Here is a 19312-nt window from a genome sequence, read left to right on the forward strand (position 1 = left end):
GCGTCACCCCCACCTCAATTGAGGCGTTAAGCGCGATCCTACCCTTACCCCTGAACACACCCTCTCCTTGCGCAAGTTCCCTCTTGAGCAGCTGGAGACTGTTTCTGGTGGCTTTGATCAAAATCCGCACGCCGCGAAACACCCAAAATAAAATCAGATGAAATCGAGCAAACCCGCTAGATTGGCACTGGAGCGCAGCACTTGTATATCCCTGCTCCTGAGTTTGGTCTTGGTCCCCCGAGTATTAAGCGCTGAGGACCAACCACCCGCGGACACCAAGAAAGATTCACTGGAAGGGCAGCCACTCGTGTTGAGTCCCTTTATTGTCAATACCGAGAGAGATTCGGGTTACAAAGCGACAAACTCAACCTCTGGAACCCGTCTGTCGACGGCGATCAGGGATGTTCCGATGGATCTTGAGGTGATTACCTCGCAATTCATCCAAGACACGGGATCTTCGAATCTGAGGGATGCCCTCCGGTTTTCAGGCGGCGTAGTCCTGAATTCGCAGGTGGACGGGCTGGTCGACCCAGGGTCTTATGACAACTCATCAAGCGCAGGCTCAAACGATGCGCGAGGCGTAACGCGCGACCCTAATCAGACCACCTACAAGATTCGTGGTTTGATCACAGACTCCGTGCTTCGTGATGGGTTTACCAGAAAAGGATTTTCGGATACCATCAATGTGGATCGTATCGAAGTAGTGCGTGGCCCCTCGGCTCTACTTTATGGTGTCGGCGCCTTCGGTGGTATTGTTAATTATATTCCGAAAAGGCCGGAAGAAAAAGCACGAGGCGAAATCGCAATTGAGACAGGCAACGAGGGCTGGCAACGGGCGACTCTGGACCTCACGGGCCCTTTGAGCCAAACTGGACATCTGCTATTTCGCCTTACCGGTGCTTTGCAGCAGAATGGCAGCTTCATTGACCTCTATAAAAACAAGCAGCAATTTATATCGCCGGTCTTAAGTTTCCGTCCTTGGGCAAACACGTTGATAACTTTCGACAACGAATGGGGGACCAAAAAGGTCACCGGATCTGGTGATTTGCAGAACATTCGCGGCGTTGATATTAGCAACGGGAGCTACGCAAATTCCCGCCGCGCTGATTTTCTACTCACTGGTGTCGTCAACCTTCGCACATTCAATTGGGGCGGACCGGATGAATATCATACCACCGGAATCCAGAATCATTTGCTGACCGTGGACCAAAAATTGGCGGACAACCTTTATTTTAGAGCCGGTCTTCAGAGGACGCACGAGACCAGGGGTAGCCAAGTCGTGGCAAATGCATTCATCAACGGCTTTAACCCGCCATTTGATCGGAACAACGCTTTGGACTATTGGAACGGGCATTTCCTCGGCGACGTTCTCTATCGGCACTATGTGTATCGCCAAATCGGCGTCGATCCCAACGATACCACCGCACAATACTATCTTCCGCCGACTGACACCGCGGTTATCCAGTATCAGTGGAACAATGACAGCCAGGATGAGACGCGCGATCAATTGCGCGCTGAATTCAATTATAAACTTGAGGCGTTTGGTACGCATAACTTCCTGATCGGGCTGAATTATCAAAAGTCGACTCTCGACGACTTGCTTAAGAGCAACCCCCGGTCGAGCAATACGCGTGGTGCCCTAAATCGTGATCAAATCTACGACTTCAAGGCCATCGATGATACCGGTTACTTCTCCCTTAATCACCAAGGCTATGGTGGGCCTTCGCTCCCCGTCGTTCCTTTGGACGGCGCTCACAGTATAGATTGGGATCTGGGCTACTATGCCGTTTATCAGGGAAGCTATCTCAACAACCGGATTAATCTGATCGGTGGGTTGCGGCATGATCGGACCGATGCATCCAATTCAACCATAGCTTATGACGCTACGACGCCGACTTGGACCCCGCAGGCGAAAGCCGTCAGCGCGCCCCCGACCAAGACCAGCCCGCAGATCGGGCTTACCGTCAAAGTTCTGCCCTCCATCTCAATATATGGAGTTCACTCCACAGGTGTCGTGCCAAACTATTACCTGACCGACGGGGCCGGCGCGCCACTTGCTCCCACACAATCCAAGAGCGACGAACTCGGGCTTAAATTTGAGCTGCTCGGCGGGCGCATTTCAGGCACCATCGCCGCTTACAAGATTAAGCGTTCTGGCACGCCGCGATTCATTTGGTGGGCTCCTAATGCGGTGAGAATGGCCAAAAACTACAATCCGAACCAGCCGCTGGCCTATGCAATCGACGGAATAACCCCTGGATTCTACGATTACATCAAAAACAAGCCGTATATGCAGGTGCTCGACCCGAATCACACGATTGGACCCGGAAGCAACCTGACCTTCAAAGTTCCCAACGATCCGAATAGCGCCGGTGCCCAGGTCTTGAACGATGCACAAATATTTCAGTCACAATCCTACCTGAACTGGCCGGGCTGGATGTTTGAGAGCGGATACAATCAGGCATTGACCGATGGCACTGGTAATGTGCTGCTGAACTCGCCGGGAAGTAACTCGGCCGATGGTGCTTATGTGCCAATTGATGATGAAAACAAAGGCTGGGATGCCCAGATTGTCGTCTCACCGACCAACGATTGGCAAATCGTGGCAACGTATGCCCACAACGAGAATAAGATGACCTCGGCTTATAAATACGTGAAAGTGCCTTACGTTTTCGGCAGTCAATGGGCGATCTGGAATTTCCCGACCTATGGCTGGGGCACATTCCAAGGAATTCTCGCCAAAGACGCCTATACGGATCCGACCGACAGCTCGACCTATAAGGGTATTGGTGTGGGAACAGGTCAGTCACTTGACGGATCGCCTTCGCATGTCGTCACAATCTGGAACCGATATGACCTCAAACACATTGAGCCGCTTAAGGGTTTTGTGGTGGGCTTCGGTGGCACCTGGCAGTCGCCTGAGAAATGGATGAATGGATACGCGGTTGACGGCACGTGGATTGCGGTGCCGGGTGCCGATGGGAAGCTGCACTCGCTCGTTCTGAGCACAAAATCGCGACTGAGCCTAAGCGCGATGGTGGAGTATACCTATAAACTGACCAGCAAGCGCGAAGTGGCGCTGCGATTTAACATCGATAATCTCCTCGACGATCAGAAGCGCTACGGGCTCGTTTATGCCGATGGTGCGTCTTATAAGTTGAGCGCGCGGGTCTCCTTCTAGAGATCGCTTGCTCCGGAACTTCGAGACTGGCGCGCGGAACCGCGCGCCAGTCTTTTTCCCACACGGGGCCCAAGCACATTTTGAGCTCCTCGCAGTTCAAGCAGGGGAAGATGCAAAACCACGAAGCCGCCGACTGGAATACTTAGCAAGCTGGTAGGCACAAAACCTGAAAGTAACCGCTTAATTCATGGCCAACATTCCAAACCCCATTCTGCCAGGATTTCATCCGGATCCATGCATCATCTGGGCAAAGGGCTACTATTATTTGGCAACTTCCACTTTTGAATGGTGGCCGGGCGTCCAGATCCATCGTTCCCGCGACCTTGGTAAGTGGGAGCTCGCCGGCTATGCACTTACCCGGCGGTCCCAATTGGACATGCGAGGAAATCCGGATTCGGGTGGAGTTTGGGCCCCGGCCCTTAGCTACGCCGACGACCGGTTCTGGCTCGTGTATTCGGATGTCAAATGTCACTCGGGTCCATTCAAAGATGTCCGCAATTACTTAATCACGGCGGAACGCGTCGAGGGACCTTGGTCCGACCCGGTCTATCTCAATAGGAGCGGGTTTGATCCATCACTCTTTCACGATACGGATGGCCGCAAATGGCTCGTGAGCCAGGTCTGGCGCACGAGCACGACAATAGCCGCGTTTGCGGGGATCGCGCTTCAGAGCTACTCATTCGAGGAAAAACGCCTGATGGGTGAACCGGCGAATATATTCGCGGGAACGGCGAGGGGCCTGACCGAAGGGCCTCATCTCTACAAGCGTGACGGCTATTATTATCTGGTGACCGCCGAGGGAGGCACGGAATGGAATCATGCGGTATCGCTGGCGCGCTCACGCACGATCGACGGGCCCTATGAGTCGTCGCCCCATAATCCCCTGCTCACTTCTTCGGGGAATCCCGGCCTGCGGCTCAAGAAGGCGGGGCACGGTTCCTTGGTCCAATCACCGGAGGGAGAGTGGTATCTTGCACACCTGTGTTCCCGTCACAATTCCCGCCCTCGCTGCATCCTTGGCCGGGAGACCGCCATCCAGAACATCGTTTGGGCGAAGGGAGAATGGCCCCGGCTGGCCACCGGCGGCCATGAGCCGGCGGATTCATTCCAAGCGCCGGTGGATACGGTCGAGCAATATTTGCCCGCCTTTGACGACCATTTCGAAAACGCGACTCTGAATCTACAATGGAATACGCTGCGGGAGCCGTCGACGTCGGATTGGCTCAGCCTGACGGAAAAACCGGGGTATCTTCGATTGCGCGGAAGATGCTCCCTGCAGTCCCTCTTCGACCAAAGCCTGGTCGGCTTCAGACTGCATCACCCGCGTTGCCGAGTAGCCGCGGGATTTGAATTTTCTCCCCGCTCCTTTCAGCAGAGCGCGGGATTGGCGATGTATTACAACACATCGAACTTCTATTATGCGCATGTGACGGCCGACGAAACCGGCAAACCGATTCTTCGCATTCTTAGTTCGGACAATCGGCGGTGCAGCGAAGTATACTCTGAAGCGCTGCCGCCTGCGTTCCCGGGGGTCGTCGAAATCGGCGCGATCCTCGACCATGAGCATTTGAGATTTCTCATGACGCTGCCGGGCGGCGCCCAACGCACCTTGGGTCCGGATCTGGACGCGACGATACTGTCCGACGACTATCCCAACGAGGGCGGGGTTGGGCTCGCCTTTACCGGGGTGTTTGCGGCCCTCTGTGCCCAGGATTCGAGCGCCTTCAATTTACCCGCGGACTTCGACTGGTTTCGTTATCGGGCCCTGACGGATGCCAGGGTGACCGACTCAATTGCCATTGAAAGCTCGACGTCCGCATGACGCGACGGCCTAACGCTCTCACAAGTAGAGCCAAAGACCGCCGCCTGTTGACTTGGTGTGACCGAATGACAAGCAAGGCCCAGCGAAAAATCGAAACTGCTTCCTCTTGTTTCATTCAATTGGTCTTGGCGTCCGTCGCCGGTTGGGTCGCGTTTTGCCCCACCGGCGCTGCCGGTGGTGAAGTGACTGCTTCCGCCGAGTTGGTGGCGAACATGGCCCTGGAGGAAAAGATCGCGCAGATTCACTCCGTAGTTGGCAATACTTCGGGCTTGTATCCGATCAGAGTGTTTTCAGATGAGGTGGCCGAACCGGTTCTCGGTAACGGGGCGGGGTGGGTGTGGCGAGTCACGACCTACCTTGACGCTGAAGCGGCGGCGAAATCAGCGAATACCTTGCAACGGAAACTCAAAAACGAGACCCGCTCAGGCATCCCCGCGCTTGTGGTCGAAGAAGGGTTGCACGGACTCATGGCCAAAGGTGCGACTTCGTTTCCCCAAGCCATCGCCTTGGCGAGTTCTTGGGATCCCGAGTTGTTGGAAAGAGTATTCACTGCGGTTGCCTTGGAGGCGCGGGCTCGCGGCGCCAATTGGCTGCTTACGCCGGTTTTGGACGTGGCTCGTGATCCCCGATGGGGCCGGACCGAGGAAACCTACGGGGAAGATCCTTACCTGGTCTCGCGCATGGGAGTGGCGGCGATATTTGGCCTGCAAGGGCGTGGGCCAGGCATCGGCAAGGATCACGTCCTTGCCACCGCGAAACATTTTGCGGCGCACGGCCAGCCGGAGGGCGGGACAAACCGTGGGCCTGGAAATTATTCGGAGCGGATCCTCCGGGAGCAATTTTTCCCACCTTTTGAAGCGGCGGTGCGGGAAGCGCACGTTGGCGCGGTCATGGCATCATACAATGAGATCGATGGCGTTCCTTCGCATGCCAATCGAAAACTGCTGCAGGGGCTTTTGCGCGACGAGTGGGGGTTCACCGGCTTGATCTGCGCAGATGACAATGGTGTCGCGCAGCTGGAGACTTTGCACCATGTGGCCGCCGATCCGGTTGATGCCGCCCGGCAGGCCTTTCAAGCCGGCGTCGACCTCGAACTCTCCGACGATCACGGGACCTTCGGTTCCCTGGCCGAACAGGTCAGCTCAGGCGCGGTTTCCCCGCAGCGGATCGATGAAGCGGTGACGCGGATCCTCAAGGCCAAGCAGGCGCTCGGCCTGTTCGCACAGCCGCTGGTCGACCCCGCCCGGGCGAAAGCGGTGACCAACGCTCCTGAGCATCGGCGCCTGGCGCTGGAGGCCGCGAGAAAGTCGATCGTGCTTTTAAAAAACGCCGGCGGGCTGCTGCCGTTGAACCTGGGGAAAATAAGGACGGTTGCCGTTCTGGGGCCGAACGCGGCCGCTGTGCATGTGGGCGGTTACAGTTATGCGCCCGCGGAGGGTGTGAGTGTGCTGGAAGGGATTCGGCGGAAAGTGGGCGGCCAGGCTGCCGTGCGTTATGCCGAGGGCTGTCGGATTACGGACGCGGTCCAGGGATGGGAGGCGTGGTGGACCGATGAAGCGAGCAAGCCGCCGGTCGCGACAGAGGAGACTGCGCGCATTGCAGAGGCGGTGGAGCAGGCGAGAGGGGCCGACGTAGCCGTGATCGTCATCGGCGAAAATGAGGGAGTGTGCCGCGAGGCTTGGAGCCAACAACACCTGGGGGACCGCGATAGCCTCGCTTTGTTGGGCCGGCAGGAGGAGCTGGTCAAGGCGGTGGCGGCCACGGGCGTGCCGACCGTGGTCATCCTGATCAATGGCCGGCCGCTGGCGGCAGGCGGGATGGTGGAGGCGGCCGCAGGAGTGCTCGAGGGATTTTATCTGGGCCAGGAAACGGGAACCGCGGTGGCCGATGTTCTCTTCGGCGATTTCAACCCCGGTGGGAAACTGCCCATCACCTTCCCGAAAAACGTCGGGCAGCTGCCAGCGTATTATTACCACAAACCCAGTGTGGATCGCGACTACCTCTATTCACCGCGGGAGCCGCTGTTCCCGTTTGGTTTCGGACTGTCCTACACGACATTTGAATTTGGCCTCCCCCGGATCAGTCCTGCACAAATCCCCCGGGATGGAACCGCCACGGTCACGGTCGAAATAAGAAACTCCGGCGACCGGATCGGGGACGAGGTGGTGCAGCTTTACGTGCACCAACGGGTGGCCTCCGTCACCCGTCCAGTAAGGCAGCTGCGTGGGTTCAGGCGAATCACGCTGGCTCCCGGCGAACGCCGTGAGGTCCAATTCCAACTGGGTCGCGCCGAGCTCGCGTTTTATAATCGCGCCATGGCGCTGGGCATGGAGCCGGGGTTCGTGGATATCCATTTGGGCAACGGCTCTGGCATCGAGCGGCAAGCCGTCCTGGAGGTAGTGCAATGAGTGCCGTAGTATCCTGCCCATATTGCCAGACGGATTCAAATGCGCCTGGCCGGGCGTGCAACCTCAACGCGGGGGGCATTCATGGAGCGCATTGATTCCCATCAGCATTTCTGGATCTACAATACCGAGCAATACGGGTGGATCACGCCCGAGAAGTCGGCTTTGCGCCGGGATTTCCTGCCGGCGGATCTGCAGCCTTTGCTCGCGACGACCGGATTTGACGGCAGCATTGCCGTCCAGGCCCGGCAATGTATCGAGGAAACCGACTGGCTGTTGGAAATTTCCAAGCAACACAATTTCGTCAAGGGCGTGGTCGGCTGGGTCGATCTGCGGGCGGACGACCTCGAAAAACAACTCGGGAAATATGCCCGGGAAACGAAGCTGGTGGGGGTCCGGCATGTCGTGCACGACGAACCCGACGACAGGTTCATCCTGCGACCGAAGTTTCGCCGGGGAATTGCGCTGCTGGGGCAGTTTAATCTGACTTACGACCTGTTGTTGTTTCCCAGGCATCTGCCTGCGGCCATACGACTGGCCGAGGAATTTCCCAAGCAGAGGTTCATCCTCGACCATATTGCCAAACCGGCAATCGGCAGCCGGGAGCAGCCGGTGTGGCAGCAAGGAATCGAAATGCTCGCGGATCTGACCAACGTGTCGTGCAAGGTTTCCGGGATGGTCACAGAGGCACGGCGGAGCAAATGGCGGCGGGAGGATTTCTATCCTTACCTGGATGTTGTCACCGAAGCCTTCGGTCCGGATCGTCTGATGATCGGATCCGATTGGCCGGTTTGCACGCTGGCGGGTTCCTATGCCGGGGTGATGGATGTTGTCACGAGCTACGTGGAAAGGTTGCCGGCAAAGGCAAGGGAAGGCGTGCTCGGAGGAAACTGTGCCCGGATCTATCGGCTCGGGGGAGGGCGGCGCCCATGAACCCGGACATGGCAGCGGCGGTATTTTACGGGGCCGGGGACATTCGCTTGGAGACGCGCCGGCGCCCGGCCTTGGCGCCTGGCATGGTGCTGGTGCGGGTGTGTCGCGCCGGGATCTGCGGCTCGGACATTCATTATTACGGCCATGGACGTTGCGGCGGGTTTGTGCCGAACGGTCCTTTTGTGCTGGGACATGAATTGAGCGGCGAGATAGGCGCGGTAGCCGATGGGGTCGAGGGCTTGGCTCCGGGCACGCGGGTGACTGTCAATCCGGCGCGGGCCTGCGGAGGGTGTGAATATTGCACGGGCGGCCGGAGAAACCTGTGCCCACACACCGTCATGCTGGGCAGCGCGAGCACCACCCCGCCGACGGACGGGGCCTTCGCCGCCTTTGTCGCGGTGCGGGCTGACCAGTGTCATCCGCTCCCGGAGACGATGAGTGATGGCGTGGGTGCGATGATCGAGCCTTTTGCGGTCGCCCTCGAGGCGGTGAAAAAAGCGGGGACGGTTTCGGGGCGCCGGGTCCTGGTGACAGGTGGCGGACCGATCGGTCTGCTCGTCGCCATGACCGCCCGCATGTTCGGAGCCGCACCAGTGGCCCTGAGCGACGTGGTGGAGGCGAGACGGCGGCGGGCCGCCGGGTTGGCGGATCTGGCCCTGGATCCAGCGGCTCCCGGGTTACGAGGCCTGGTGCGGGACCTGACCGGAGATGGATTTGACGTGGTGTTCGAAGCCTCCGGTTCGGCGGCGGCGCTGCGGCAGGCCTTCGACCTGGTTCGCCCGGGCGGTACCATCGTGCAGATCGGCACGCTCATGGCGGAGGAGGTTCCGCTGCCGGCGAACCGGATCATGAGCCGCGAGATAAAGTTGGTCGGGTCGTTCCGCTACGGTGACATTTATGAAGAGGCGATCCGTTTGGCGGAGCGGGGTCGCATCGACCTCGAACCCCTGGTCACCAGCGTCCTGCCCTTGGCCAACATTGACCGGGCCTTTCAGCAGGCCATGGCAAAGGACGACGGCGTCAAGGTCCAGCTCAGCATGTCCTGATCCATCATGAATCTTTCCTGGATAGATATTACCATCATCGCGATCTACCTCATCGGGATCACCGCCTTTGGCATCTGGGTGGGATACCGCAAAGGGGCGACCACCGAACAATACTTTCTCGCGGGAAAATCGCTGGGTTGGTTCACCGTCGGCGCGGCGGTCTTCACTTCGAACATCTCGACTTTGCACCTAGTCGGTTTGGCCGCCGGTGGGGCGAAGGAAGGGATGGTCATCGGCAACTTCGAGTGGATGGCCTGCTTCACCCTGGTCCTGCTGGCGCTGCTTTTCGCTCCCTTCTACATCAAGACGGGGGTCGCGACCCTGCCGGAATTCATGGAGCGGAGGTATTGCCCCGCCGCCCGCACCTTTCTCGCGGTCATTGGATTGCTTGGAGCGCTGCTCATCCACATCGGGATCAGCCTGTTCGCCGCCGCGAAGGTCTTTGAAAGTTTTCTGGGCGTGCCCATGTATGGCACGATCATCGTGCTTTCCCTGTTCACCGTCACCTACACGGCCTTGGGCGGGCTCAAGGCCGTGGTCATGACCGAGAACATCCAGGTGGGATTGCTGCTGGGTGGCGCCGTGCTGGTGACGGTCCTGGGCCTGCGGGCCTTGCCGGGCGCCGGGGTGCCGGATATCGCCGCGTTCAAGGCCGTGGTTTTCCCGGGTCAGTTGAACATGTTGCAGCCGATCACGAATGCCGACGGAGCCCTCAACGGGTTTTCCTGGCTGGGGGTGATTCTCGGTTATCCCATCCTGGGGATTTGGTATTGGTGCGCTGATCAGACCCATGTGCAGCGTGTGCTCGGATCGAAAAACCTGCTGGCGGGGCAAAACGGGGCCTTGTTCGCTGGATTCCTCAAGATCACTCCGGTGTTCCTGATGGTTTTCCCCGGCGTCATCGGCTATGTCCTCTGGCAGCGCGGAGCAATCCACCTGCCCAATTTACCGGGGACGAACAGTCCCGATTACAACACCATGCTGCCGGTGCTGATCAACCACCTGGTCCCGGTCGGCTTGAAGGGCCTGCTGGCCGCCTGCATGGCGGCGGCGTTGATGAGCTGCATGGCGGCGGCGCTGAACAGTTGCGCCACGTTGATCTCCATGGACATTGTCAAACGCCACCGGCCGGACACGCCCGATGACCGCGTGGTTCGGATTGGCCGGATCACCACGGGCGTCATCATGGTTCTCGCCATGCTTTGGTCGACGCAGGGCGACCAGTTCGGAACGATCTTTGAGGCGATCAACAAAATCCCCATGACCTTCGCGCCGGCGGTCACCACGGTGTTTGTGCTCGGCGTAATGTGGAAGCGCGGGACGAAGCAGGCGGCGATGGCGACGCTCTATGCCGGATCGCTCATCGGCGCGGTCTATTTCGTGTCCGATCTGCCGGGTATCGGGAGGATGCTCCTGGGGGCGGATCGTCTGCCGGTGGGCTTTGCGGGGCTGATCACGGACCATGCCAACGGCCTGGGCATTCCCTTCATGCTGGTCGGCCCCATGCTCGCGGCGGTTTGTGTTCTCATCTATGTCGTGACGAGCCTGCTGACCCCGACGATGGATCAGGAGGAAGTGGCCAAGGTCTGTTGGAATCGTCCGTGGGATTTTCTCGCGGGGCGGCTCATCGGGCCGCACGATCCCCGGGTGCTGGCGGTTCTCCTGCTGGCCGCGGTGGGATTTCTTTACTACCAATTGCGGTAATCCGCTCCGAGATGAAATACCAGCCGCTCGGCCACCTGGGGCCCAAAGTATCCTCCCTCAGTTTTGGAGCGTCCGCCTTGGGCGGCGTCTTCCGGACCGTGGATGAGGCGCGGGCCATCGAGGCGGTGCACGCCGCGCTGGAGTGCGGCATCAATTACTTCGATGTGGCACCGGCCTATGGCGGCACGCGCGCAGAAGCGGTGTTGGGGAAAGCGTTGCGGGGCATCAGTCGGGATCGCTACTTCCTTTCGACCAAGGTGGGGAAATACACCGCGCCGGGCCAGTATGGCAGCGATACGCTCGATTACTCCCGCACCCGCATTCGCGCCTCGCTGGAGGAAAGTGCCGCCAGGTTGGGAACCGATTATTTTGATGTCCTGCACCTGCATGATATCGAATACCAGGCCCGCCAGCATGTGGAACGGGCGCTGACCGAGGGACTCGTCGCCGTGCGGGAGCTGAAGCGGGAAGGACGGATCGGGGCCGTGAGCTTCGGCGTCTATCCGCTCGATTTATGGCGCCGGATTTTCACGGACTACGACGTGGACGCTGCGCTGGTGCATAATCATTACTGCCTCAATGACACGACGCTGCTGGATCTGCTGCCGCTGGCGAGAACCCGGCGCATCGGCATCATCAACGCGTCACCCTTTGGCAGCGGCTTGTTGACCGAGGCCGGTCCGGCGAGCTGGCATCCGGCGACGGCCGCGGATCGCGCGGTATTCCGAGCGGCCGCGGAGTTCTGTCAACGCGAGGGTTATTCGATCTCGAAGCTGGCATTGCAGTTTTCCAGCCAGCATCCGGAGATACCCACGACAATGTTCAGTTCCGCCAATCCGGACTCCGTGCGTCGCAATGTCCTCTGGCACGAGGAACCTTATGATGCCGGGCTTGTGGCGCAGGTGCAGAAGATTTTGAAACCCGTTCGAAACAAACAGTGGAGTTACTAACCTTCCCGGTGCCGCCCCCAGGCCTTTATGTCTACCCCTACCACCCTGCCGACTGCGCCTAAACACGAGATGGCTCCCGAGGACCGCGTGCCATTGCGGCAGAAATTTGCTTACAGCTTGGGGGCTTGCCACGACGTCTGGGGGCATTGGTTGTATCCCAATCTCGTAAATACGGTCTTCGTCATTTATCTAGGTGTCTCCCCCGTGCTCGTTGGGCTGGCGATGATGTTGAATCGGCTTTTCGACGCCGTTTCGGATCCGATCTTTGGGCGAATCTCAGACAACACCCGGACGCGTTACGGCCGGCGTCGTCCCTTCATTCTGGTCGGAGGTGTTCTTGCCGGGCTGGGCATGCCGATGCTGTTCTTCGTTGGCAGGGGTTGGAGCGATCAGGCCTATTTCTGGTTCATCATCGTATCCTCGGCGGTGTTCATCCCGGTAATGAGTTCGTTCAACATGGCCTACCAGAGTCTGGGGGCGGAGATGACGCCCGACTACAATGAGCGCACCAACCTATATTCGTTCCGGTTTGCATTCCAGAAGATCCCAGAGTTCATGATCTACGGCGCGCCTTGGTTTACGACGCTGGTTGTCTGGGTGGGTGCGACGCATGCTGATCTGGGAGGGCGCTTGGGGCGTCTGCTGACCACGGGCGCCGCTTGGCACAACGCCGCGGCGGACCAGCGGCCCAACGTCGTGTTAGGGGCTCAGGTCTGTTTTGCAGTCCTTGGCCTGGTCATGATCTTCACCGCGATCATTTCTTTCCTGCTGCTGCGCGAGCGCTACTATGACAAGGTGGTGGAACGGAACCAGGGGAAGATCTCTCTAAAGGAGGCGCTGGTGGAGACGTTCAAGTGCCGACCGTTCAGGATGCTTCTGCTTATGGTCGTTTCGTTCGCCGCAGGTCAGAGCATGGTGGGAGGATTGGCCTACTACACCGCGATCTACCATGTATGTGGTGGCGATCTGGCCCGCGGCAACGGCTGGTGGACGATCATGGGGGTCACGAATTCGCTGATGGCGGTGGTCGGCCTGCTGATCTGTGGCGCGATCTCAAAACGGTTAGGTAAACGTCACACTATCATAGGAGCGCTGTTCTTTTCGGTCGCGATGTATGTCGCCACCTGGTGGCTGTTCAGTCCGCGCTTTCCGTGGCTCATGCCCATCATCTGGGGGTTGGTGGGCGGCGCGGGCGCCACCGGTATCTGGATGCTGTTCAGTTCAATGCAGGCGGACGTCATGGATTTCGACGAGTTGGCCACCGGCAAACGGCGAGAAGGTGCGTTCGGGGCGTGCTCCTCGTGGCTGATCAAGGCCGGTCTGGCGCTTGGCACGGGTGGCACGAACATGCTCCTCCCGCTGACAGGCTTCGACGCCAAGCTCGCCGGAGCGCAGTCGGAACACACGGTCACGCTGATCCGTTTGATGCTGATGGCTGTTCCTGTTGTCGGTCTCCTGCTGGCCATCGTTTTCATTGTCCGCTATCCGCTCAGCCATCTCAGGATGATCGAAATTCGCGAGCAACTGGAAGCCAGGCGCGGAAAAGTGTGAGGCGCTCTCACTTATTCTTACCGACCCCATTTCACTATGGAAAAATCAATCTACCAACGACCCTCTGCTCCCGTGGCAGATCGGGTCACCGATCTTCTTTCCCGCATGACCGTCCGGGAAAAAATCGCCCAACTGACCGGGTTCTGGAACCCGGCGCCCGCGCCGGCCATTGCCACAGGCGAATTCTTCACGGCCGACTATTTCCGCCGGCACATTCCCGATGGCGTGGGAAGTGTCGGACCCTCCAACATCCCGCTCGAGCAGGACGTGCGCTATCGGAACGAGATGCAGCGCTTTTTGCTCGAGCAGACGCGGCTGGGCGTTCCCGTCATCTTTCACGATGAGGGCTGCCACGGGCTGATGAAGCCCGGCGCCACCAGTTTCCCGAGCCCGCTGGGCCTGGCCAGTTCCTGGGATCCGGCAATGCTGCAGGAGATCTTCGATGTGGTCGCGCGCGAGATGCGGACGCGGGGGGCGCAGCACGCCCTGACGCCGGTGATCGATGTGGCGCGGGATCCGCGCTGGGGCCGGTTTGACGAAACTTTTGGCGAGGATCCCTTTCTCAACAGCCGGCTGGGACTGGCGGCCGTCAGGGGATTGCAGGGTTCGGCGGACGGGACGGTGGATGGCCAGCATGTCATGGCGACCCTGAAGCATTACGCCGGCCACGGCACCCCGGAGGGTGGCCTGAATTGCAGCCCCAGCCTCTGCGGTCCGCGCGAGTTGCGGGAGGTTCACTTGTCTCCCTTCGAGTATGTTTTGCGGCACGGCCATCCTGCGGCGGTCATGCCTTCGTATAATGAGATCGACGGAATCCCGTCGCACGCGAACGAGTGGCTTTTGCAGGACGTGTTGCGCGGCGAGTGGGGCTTTCGCGGCCTCATCGTTTCGGATTACTTCGGCGTCATGCGCCTGCACGCCGGGCATCAGGTGGCCCCCAGCAAAGCCGCGGCCGCGCGGCTGGCACTGAAAGCCGGCGTGGATCTGGAGCTGCCCGTGCCTTATGGGTTTCCTTTGCTTGAGGAGTGCCTCGCCGAGGGCAGCGTGAAGATCGACGAGATCGATGCCGCCGTGGCCCGGATTCTCGCCTGGAAGTTCCAGCTCGGTCTTTTTGAGAACCCCTATTGCGATCCAGCCAACGCGCTGGCCGCGGTGCAGGCGAAAGGACGGCGCGAACTCGCGTTGCGGGCGGCGGAGGAATCCATCGTGCTTCTGAAAAACGACGGGGATCTGCTGCCTCTCAGCCCGGCCCGCTTCAAGCGCATCGCCGTCATCGGGCCGAACGCCAATGTCGTGCGGTTGGGTGGCTATAGCGGAGACCCGCTGCAGGCCGTTTCCCTGCTCGAGGGAATCCGGGCAAAGGTCGGCGCGGGCGCGGAAGTCCTGCACGCCCCGGGTTGCATCCTGGTCAAAAACGAACCGGCCGCCGCTTATGACCGGTGGAAAATGGAAGTGGTGGAAATGGCCGGCGACGCGGAAAATCGCGGCCTGATCGAGGCGGCGCGAAAACTGGCGGAGACGGCCGACGTGGTGATCCTCGCCGTCGGCGAGACCGAAACCCTTTGCCGCGAAGCCTACTCCGACAAGGTCGTGGGCGACGCCGTCACGCTCGATTTTGTCGGTTCGCAAAACGCGCTGATCGAGGCCGTCGTCGGAACAGGCAAACCTGTCGTGTTGTATCTCATGAATGGCCGGCCGATGCAAATCACGGCGCTCAGCAAGCAGGTGCCGGCCATCATTGAGGGCTGGTATATGGGGCAGGAAACCGGCGTGGCCGCGGCGAACATCCTCTTTGGGGACGTCGTTCCTTCCGGGAAGCTCACCGTTTCCATTCCTCGCTCGGTCGGACACCTGCCCGCCTATTATTCCAAGAAGCCCTATGCCGGGCCTTTCCCTTATGTCTTCTCCGAAAACGGGGCGCTGTATCCTTTCGGCCACGGCTTGAGCTATGTGAAGTTCGCCTATGCCCGGCCGGGGCTGAAGAACGCCGAGATCCGGCCCGACGAGGAAACGGTGGCCACCATCGAAGTCACCAATGCCGGCGGCCGGGAGGCGGACGAAATCGTCCAACTGTATGTGCATGGCGAGGTCAGCCTGGTGACCCGGCCGGTCAAGGAGCTTAAGGGCTTCCAGCGTATTCGCCTAAAGCCGGGTGAGACCAGGAAAGTGGAGTTTCCGATTACCCGGGAGACACTGGCGGCCTGGGATGCCCGGATGAAATATCGGGTCCAGCCGGGTACTTATCGCATTGTGATGGGAGGCTCTTCCGCGGCGACGGAGGCGGCGACTTTGCGGGTGCTCGACTGATCGCCCGTTGCCTCCGGTCATGAATACCACTCAGGCGCCTCCGAATTCCGCCCCGGCGGTGGCCGGCACCGACCTTCACTACCTGGTCCCGATCTGCCTCGTCGCTACCTTGGGCGGCCTGCTCTTCGGTTACGACACCGGCGTGATTTCCGGGGCCCTCGAGCCTTTGACGGTGAGGTTTGGTCTCAGCGATTTCATGCGGGGCTGGGCCACCGGGTGCGTTCTCATCGGCTGCGCCGCCGGGGTGCTCGTGGTTGGGCCGATCTCCGACCGGTTTGGACGCAAACGCGCGCTGTTTATCGCAGCGGCCATGTTCTTCCTGTCCGCTCTTGGCACCGCGCTGCCCCGGGACATCGGCTTGTTCGTGTTTTTTCGTTTCCTGGGTGGAGTCGGCATCGGGATCGCCTCGATTTCGACGCCAATGTATATTGCGGAGATCGCCCCGGCCCATCTGCGCGGACGGTTGGTGGCGGTGAATCAGATCGCGATTGTCTGCGGGATCGCGGCGACCTCGTTCATCAACTACTTCATCGCCGGGGCGGGCAGCGAGGCGTGGCTCGTCGAGACCGGCTGGCGCTCGATGTTCGCCGCCGGGATCCTGCCGGCGACTCTGTTCGGCGGGCTGCTCTTCCGGATTCCGGAAAGTCCGCGCTGGCTGGTGGAACGGGGTCGCGGGAACGAGGCGCGGGAAATCCTGACTCGGGTGGGCGGCCGGGACATCGCCGTGGCGGAGGTCGCGAACATCAAGGAGGCCCTCACTCTGGAGACGGGGACCTGGGCTGAACTTTTCTCCGGTCCGATGCGCCGGCCGCTCTTCGTCGGCATCACGCTGGCCATCCTGCAACAGATCACGGGGATCAATGTCTTCCTCTATTTCGGCGCGACCATTTTCCAGCGCCTGAGCGCTTCAACCGGTGTGGACGCCGGGCTGCTCCAGCAGATCGTCATCAACGGGGCCTGTGTTCTTTTCACGGTGATTGCCATCGCGACCGTGGATCGTTGGGGGCGCCGGCCCCTGATGCTGCTCGGCGCGACCGGTATGGGTCTCAGCCTCGTCGCGATGGGCTGCATGGCGCAGTATTCAGCCGATCCAAACGGCGGTATTTTGGGACTAATCCTGCTTTATATCGCCTGCTTCGGCCTGTCGGTTGGGCCGGTGACCTGGGTTATTCTCGCCGAGATTTCCCCGACGGCGATTCGCGGCCGGGCCTTGGGGCTCGCCGCTTTCTTTCTTTGGCTCGCCGACTATGCCGTTACGCAGACCTTTCCCATGATGGATGCCAAAGGTTCATGGTTTGTGGCGCGGTTCCATCATGCCTTCCCCTTCTATGTTTACGCGGCCTGCTGCGCGGTCCTCGTGCTCGTTGTCCTAACCGTCGTTCCGGAAACCAAGGGGCGGACCCTCGAGGAGATCGGGCGGGATTGGCGGAAAACCGGCCCGAGTCAGGCCTGACCACGCGCCATGGAATCATGAAGCCATTGCCCAGACAGTCTATTCTGGCGCTCCTCCTGGCAGGGCTGGCCGTCCAACCCGGCCTTGCCAGGGATCTTCACGTCTCGGCTTCCAGCAGCGAGGCGGCCAACGGCTCGGTGGCCCGGCCTTACCACACCATCTCCGCCGCGGCGCAAGTGGCGGTGCCGGGTGACACGGTCATCGTGCACGAGGGAACTTACCGCGAGCGGATCACACCGCCCCGCGGCGGCGATTCGGAAGAACGGAGAATTGTCTATCAGGCGGCGCCGGGGGAAAAGGTGACCATCAAGGGATCGGAGGTGATCAAGGGGTGGAAGCCGTTCTCTGACAACGTGTGGCAGGTGACGCTCCCGAACGGCTTCTTCGGCAGCTATAATCCCTACCAGGATCTTGTGCAGGGCGACTGGTTCGAGGCCAAGGGAAGGCCGCACCATACCGGTGAGGTCTATCTGAACGGGAAGTCCCTCTACGAGGTGCCGCTTCTGCCGAAGGTGCTGGATCCGCAGTCGTTTCCGGACAGCCGCGATCGCGAAGCATCTACCTGGACCTGGTTCTGCGAAAGCGACGACCGAAGCACGCATATCTATGCGAACTTCCACGGAAAGAATCCCAACGACGAGTTGGTTGAGATCAATGTGCGCGACAGCTGCTTTTATCCCGCCACCACCGGTTGCGACTACATCACGGTGCGGGGCTTTCGTCTGACTCAGGCGGCCACGCAGTGGGCGGCGCCCACGGCCGAGCAGATCGGACTCATCGGCACGAATTGGAGCAAGGGCTGGATCATCGAGGACAATGTCATCAGTGATTCCAAATGCGCGGGCATCACCCTCGGCAAGGATCGGGCGTCCGGCCAGAATGTCTGGAGTGCCGATCCGACCAGGGATGGCGCCCTGCATTACAACGAGCTCATCGAGCGGGTGCTGAAGGCGGGCTGGTCGCGGGAGCAGGTCGGCTCCCATGTGGTCCGTCGCAACACCATCTTCAATTGCGAGCAGGCCGGCATATGCGGAAGCCTCGGGGCGATCTTCAGTGAGATCACGGACAACCATGTCTACAACATCTGGGTCAAACGCCAGTTCGCGGGCGAGGAGATCGCTGGCATCAAGCTTCACGCCGCGATCGACGTGCTCATCAAGGGCAATCGCGTACATCATGCCGGCCGGGGAATATGGCTGGACTGGATGGCGCAGGGCACCCGGGTCAGCGCCAACCTTTGCTACGATAACGACCGGGACGACCTGTTCATGGAGGTGAACCACGGGCCATTCGTGGTGGACAACAACCTTTTCCTTTCCGGGCTGAGCCTGCGCGACTGGTCGGAGGGCGGTGCGTATGTCCACAATCTTTTCGGCGGCCGGATCGAAAACCGCGCGGAGCCCAACCGGGCCACGCCCTACCATGCGGCGCATTCCACCGCCGTGATGGGCGTGCGACTGATCGAAGGGGGCGACAATCGTTTTTATAACAATCTCTTCTGTGGAGGCGACGAACCGTCTACGCTTCCGGAATCCATCAACGACGAGGTTCCGCGGCGGATTTTCGGCTATGGCCTCTGGATGTATGACCATGCGGCGAATCCAGTGAAGGCGGGCGGCAATATTTATTTGCGGGGAGCCCGTCCCGCGGTCGTCGATGCCACCTCGTTGGTGTTCACCGGTGCCGGCCCTGCATGGCGGTTTGAAGACTTGGGCCAGAGCGGCCATCTTATCCTGTCACTGCCGACGGAGGCGTCCGGAAGCCAGGTTCCCTTGATCGCGACGACAGGGCTGGGGAAAACCAAAATCTCCGGACTGCCTTTTGAAAGCCCGACGGGAAAGCCACTGGTGGTGGACTCGGATTATTTTGGGAAAAAGCGCGATTCGCGCAACGCCGGCGTCGGGCCGTTCGCCGATCCCGCGTCCAGCCAGCGGCGGATTAAATTGTGGTGACGGTGCAT

11 protein-coding genes are annotated in these 19312 nt (G+C 60.0%); all 11 read left to right on the forward strand.

Annotated elements, in window-relative coordinates; translation table 11 throughout:
• Positions 1–157: 157 nt before the first annotated feature.
• Positions 158–3181: a TonB-dependent receptor plug domain-containing protein gene (locus tag BLU29_RS10500; protein ID WP_091057550.1), complete on the forward strand. Its 3024-nt coding sequence runs from the start codon at positions 158–160 to the stop codon at positions 3179–3181.
• A gap of 187 nt (positions 3182–3368) precedes the next feature.
• Positions 3369–5003, forward strand: coding sequence for a glycoside hydrolase family 43 protein (locus BLU29_RS10505; RefSeq protein ID WP_091057552.1), 1635 nt, complete (start codon positions 3369–3371; stop codon positions 5001–5003).
• Between the two features lie 65 nt (positions 5004–5068).
• Complete coding sequence (locus BLU29_RS10510; RefSeq protein ID WP_091057555.1) at positions 5069–7411, forward strand: glycoside hydrolase family 3 N-terminal domain-containing protein; 2343 nt, start codon at positions 5069–5071, stop codon at positions 7409–7411.
• An 81-nt stretch (positions 7412–7492) separates the two neighbouring features.
• On the forward strand, positions 7493–8341 hold the full coding sequence (locus BLU29_RS10515) for an amidohydrolase family protein (protein ID WP_091057558.1): 849 nt from the start codon (positions 7493–7495) through the stop codon (positions 8339–8341).
• Positions 8338–9387, forward strand: coding sequence for an alcohol dehydrogenase catalytic domain-containing protein (locus tag BLU29_RS10520; protein ID WP_091057559.1), 1050 nt, complete (start codon positions 8338–8340; stop codon positions 9385–9387). The genes BLU29_RS10515 and BLU29_RS10520 overlap by 4 nt, the downstream gene beginning before the upstream one ends.
• A gap of 6 nt (positions 9388–9393) precedes the next feature.
• Positions 9394–11091 (forward strand): sodium/solute symporter, encoded by a 1698-nt coding sequence (locus BLU29_RS10525; protein WP_091057562.1) that lies wholly within the window; start codon positions 9394–9396, stop codon positions 11089–11091.
• 11 nt (positions 11092–11102) lie between these two features.
• Entirely contained in the window at positions 11103–12041 is a 939-nt protein-coding gene (locus BLU29_RS10530; RefSeq protein ID WP_091057563.1) for an aldo/keto reductase, read from the forward strand.
• Between the two features lie 27 nt (positions 12042–12068).
• A complete protein-coding gene (locus tag BLU29_RS10535; protein WP_091057566.1) occupies positions 12069–13592 on the forward strand; it encodes an MFS transporter in 1524 nt (507 codons plus the stop codon).
• 36 nt (positions 13593–13628) lie between these two features.
• On the forward strand, positions 13629–15899 hold the full coding sequence (locus BLU29_RS10540) for a glycoside hydrolase family 3 N-terminal domain-containing protein (protein WP_091057567.1): 2271 nt from the start codon (positions 13629–13631) through the stop codon (positions 15897–15899).
• 58 nt (positions 15900–15957) lie between these two features.
• Positions 15958–17352 carry a sugar porter family MFS transporter gene (locus BLU29_RS10545; RefSeq protein ID WP_157693787.1) on the forward strand — a complete coding sequence of 465 codons (1395 nt, stop codon included), beginning with the start codon at positions 15958–15960 and terminating at the stop codon, positions 17350–17352.
• A 17-nt stretch (positions 17353–17369) separates the two neighbouring features.
• Positions 17370–19304 (forward strand): right-handed parallel beta-helix repeat-containing protein, encoded by a 1935-nt coding sequence (locus BLU29_RS10550; protein ID WP_091061090.1) that lies wholly within the window; start codon positions 17370–17372, stop codon positions 19302–19304.
• The last annotated feature ends 8 nt before the right edge of the window (positions 19305–19312 follow it).

This window comes from Opitutus sp. GAS368 (genome assembly GCF_900104925.1).
In the GTDB taxonomy this organism is placed as follows: domain Bacteria; phylum Verrucomicrobiota; class Verrucomicrobiia; order Opitutales; family Opitutaceae; genus Lacunisphaera.

Coding starts and splice junctions, on each gene's coding strand:
- BLU29_RS10500 (WP_091057550.1), top strand. CDS start 158: ATGAAATCGAGCAAACCCGCTAGATTGGCACTGGAGCGCAGCACTTGT.
- BLU29_RS10505 (WP_091057552.1), top strand. CDS start 3,369: ATGGCCAACATTCCAAACCCCATTCTGCCAGGATTTCATCCGGATCCA.
- BLU29_RS10510 (WP_091057555.1), top strand. CDS start 5,069: ATGACAAGCAAGGCCCAGCGAAAAATCGAAACTGCTTCCTCTTGTTTC.
- BLU29_RS10515 (WP_091057558.1), top strand. CDS start 7,493: ATGGAGCGCATTGATTCCCATCAGCATTTCTGGATCTACAATACCGAG.
- BLU29_RS10520 (WP_091057559.1), top strand. CDS start 8,338: ATGAACCCGGACATGGCAGCGGCGGTATTTTACGGGGCCGGGGACATT.
- BLU29_RS10525 (WP_091057562.1), top strand. CDS start 9,394: ATGAATCTTTCCTGGATAGATATTACCATCATCGCGATCTACCTCATC.
- BLU29_RS10530 (WP_091057563.1), top strand. CDS start 11,103: ATGAAATACCAGCCGCTCGGCCACCTGGGGCCCAAAGTATCCTCCCTC.
- BLU29_RS10535 (WP_091057566.1), top strand. CDS start 12,069: ATGTCTACCCCTACCACCCTGCCGACTGCGCCTAAACACGAGATGGCT.
- BLU29_RS10540 (WP_091057567.1), top strand. CDS start 13,629: ATGGAAAAATCAATCTACCAACGACCCTCTGCTCCCGTGGCAGATCGG.
- BLU29_RS10550 (WP_091061090.1), top strand. CDS start 17,370: ATGAAGCCATTGCCCAGACAGTCTATTCTGGCGCTCCTCCTGGCAGGG.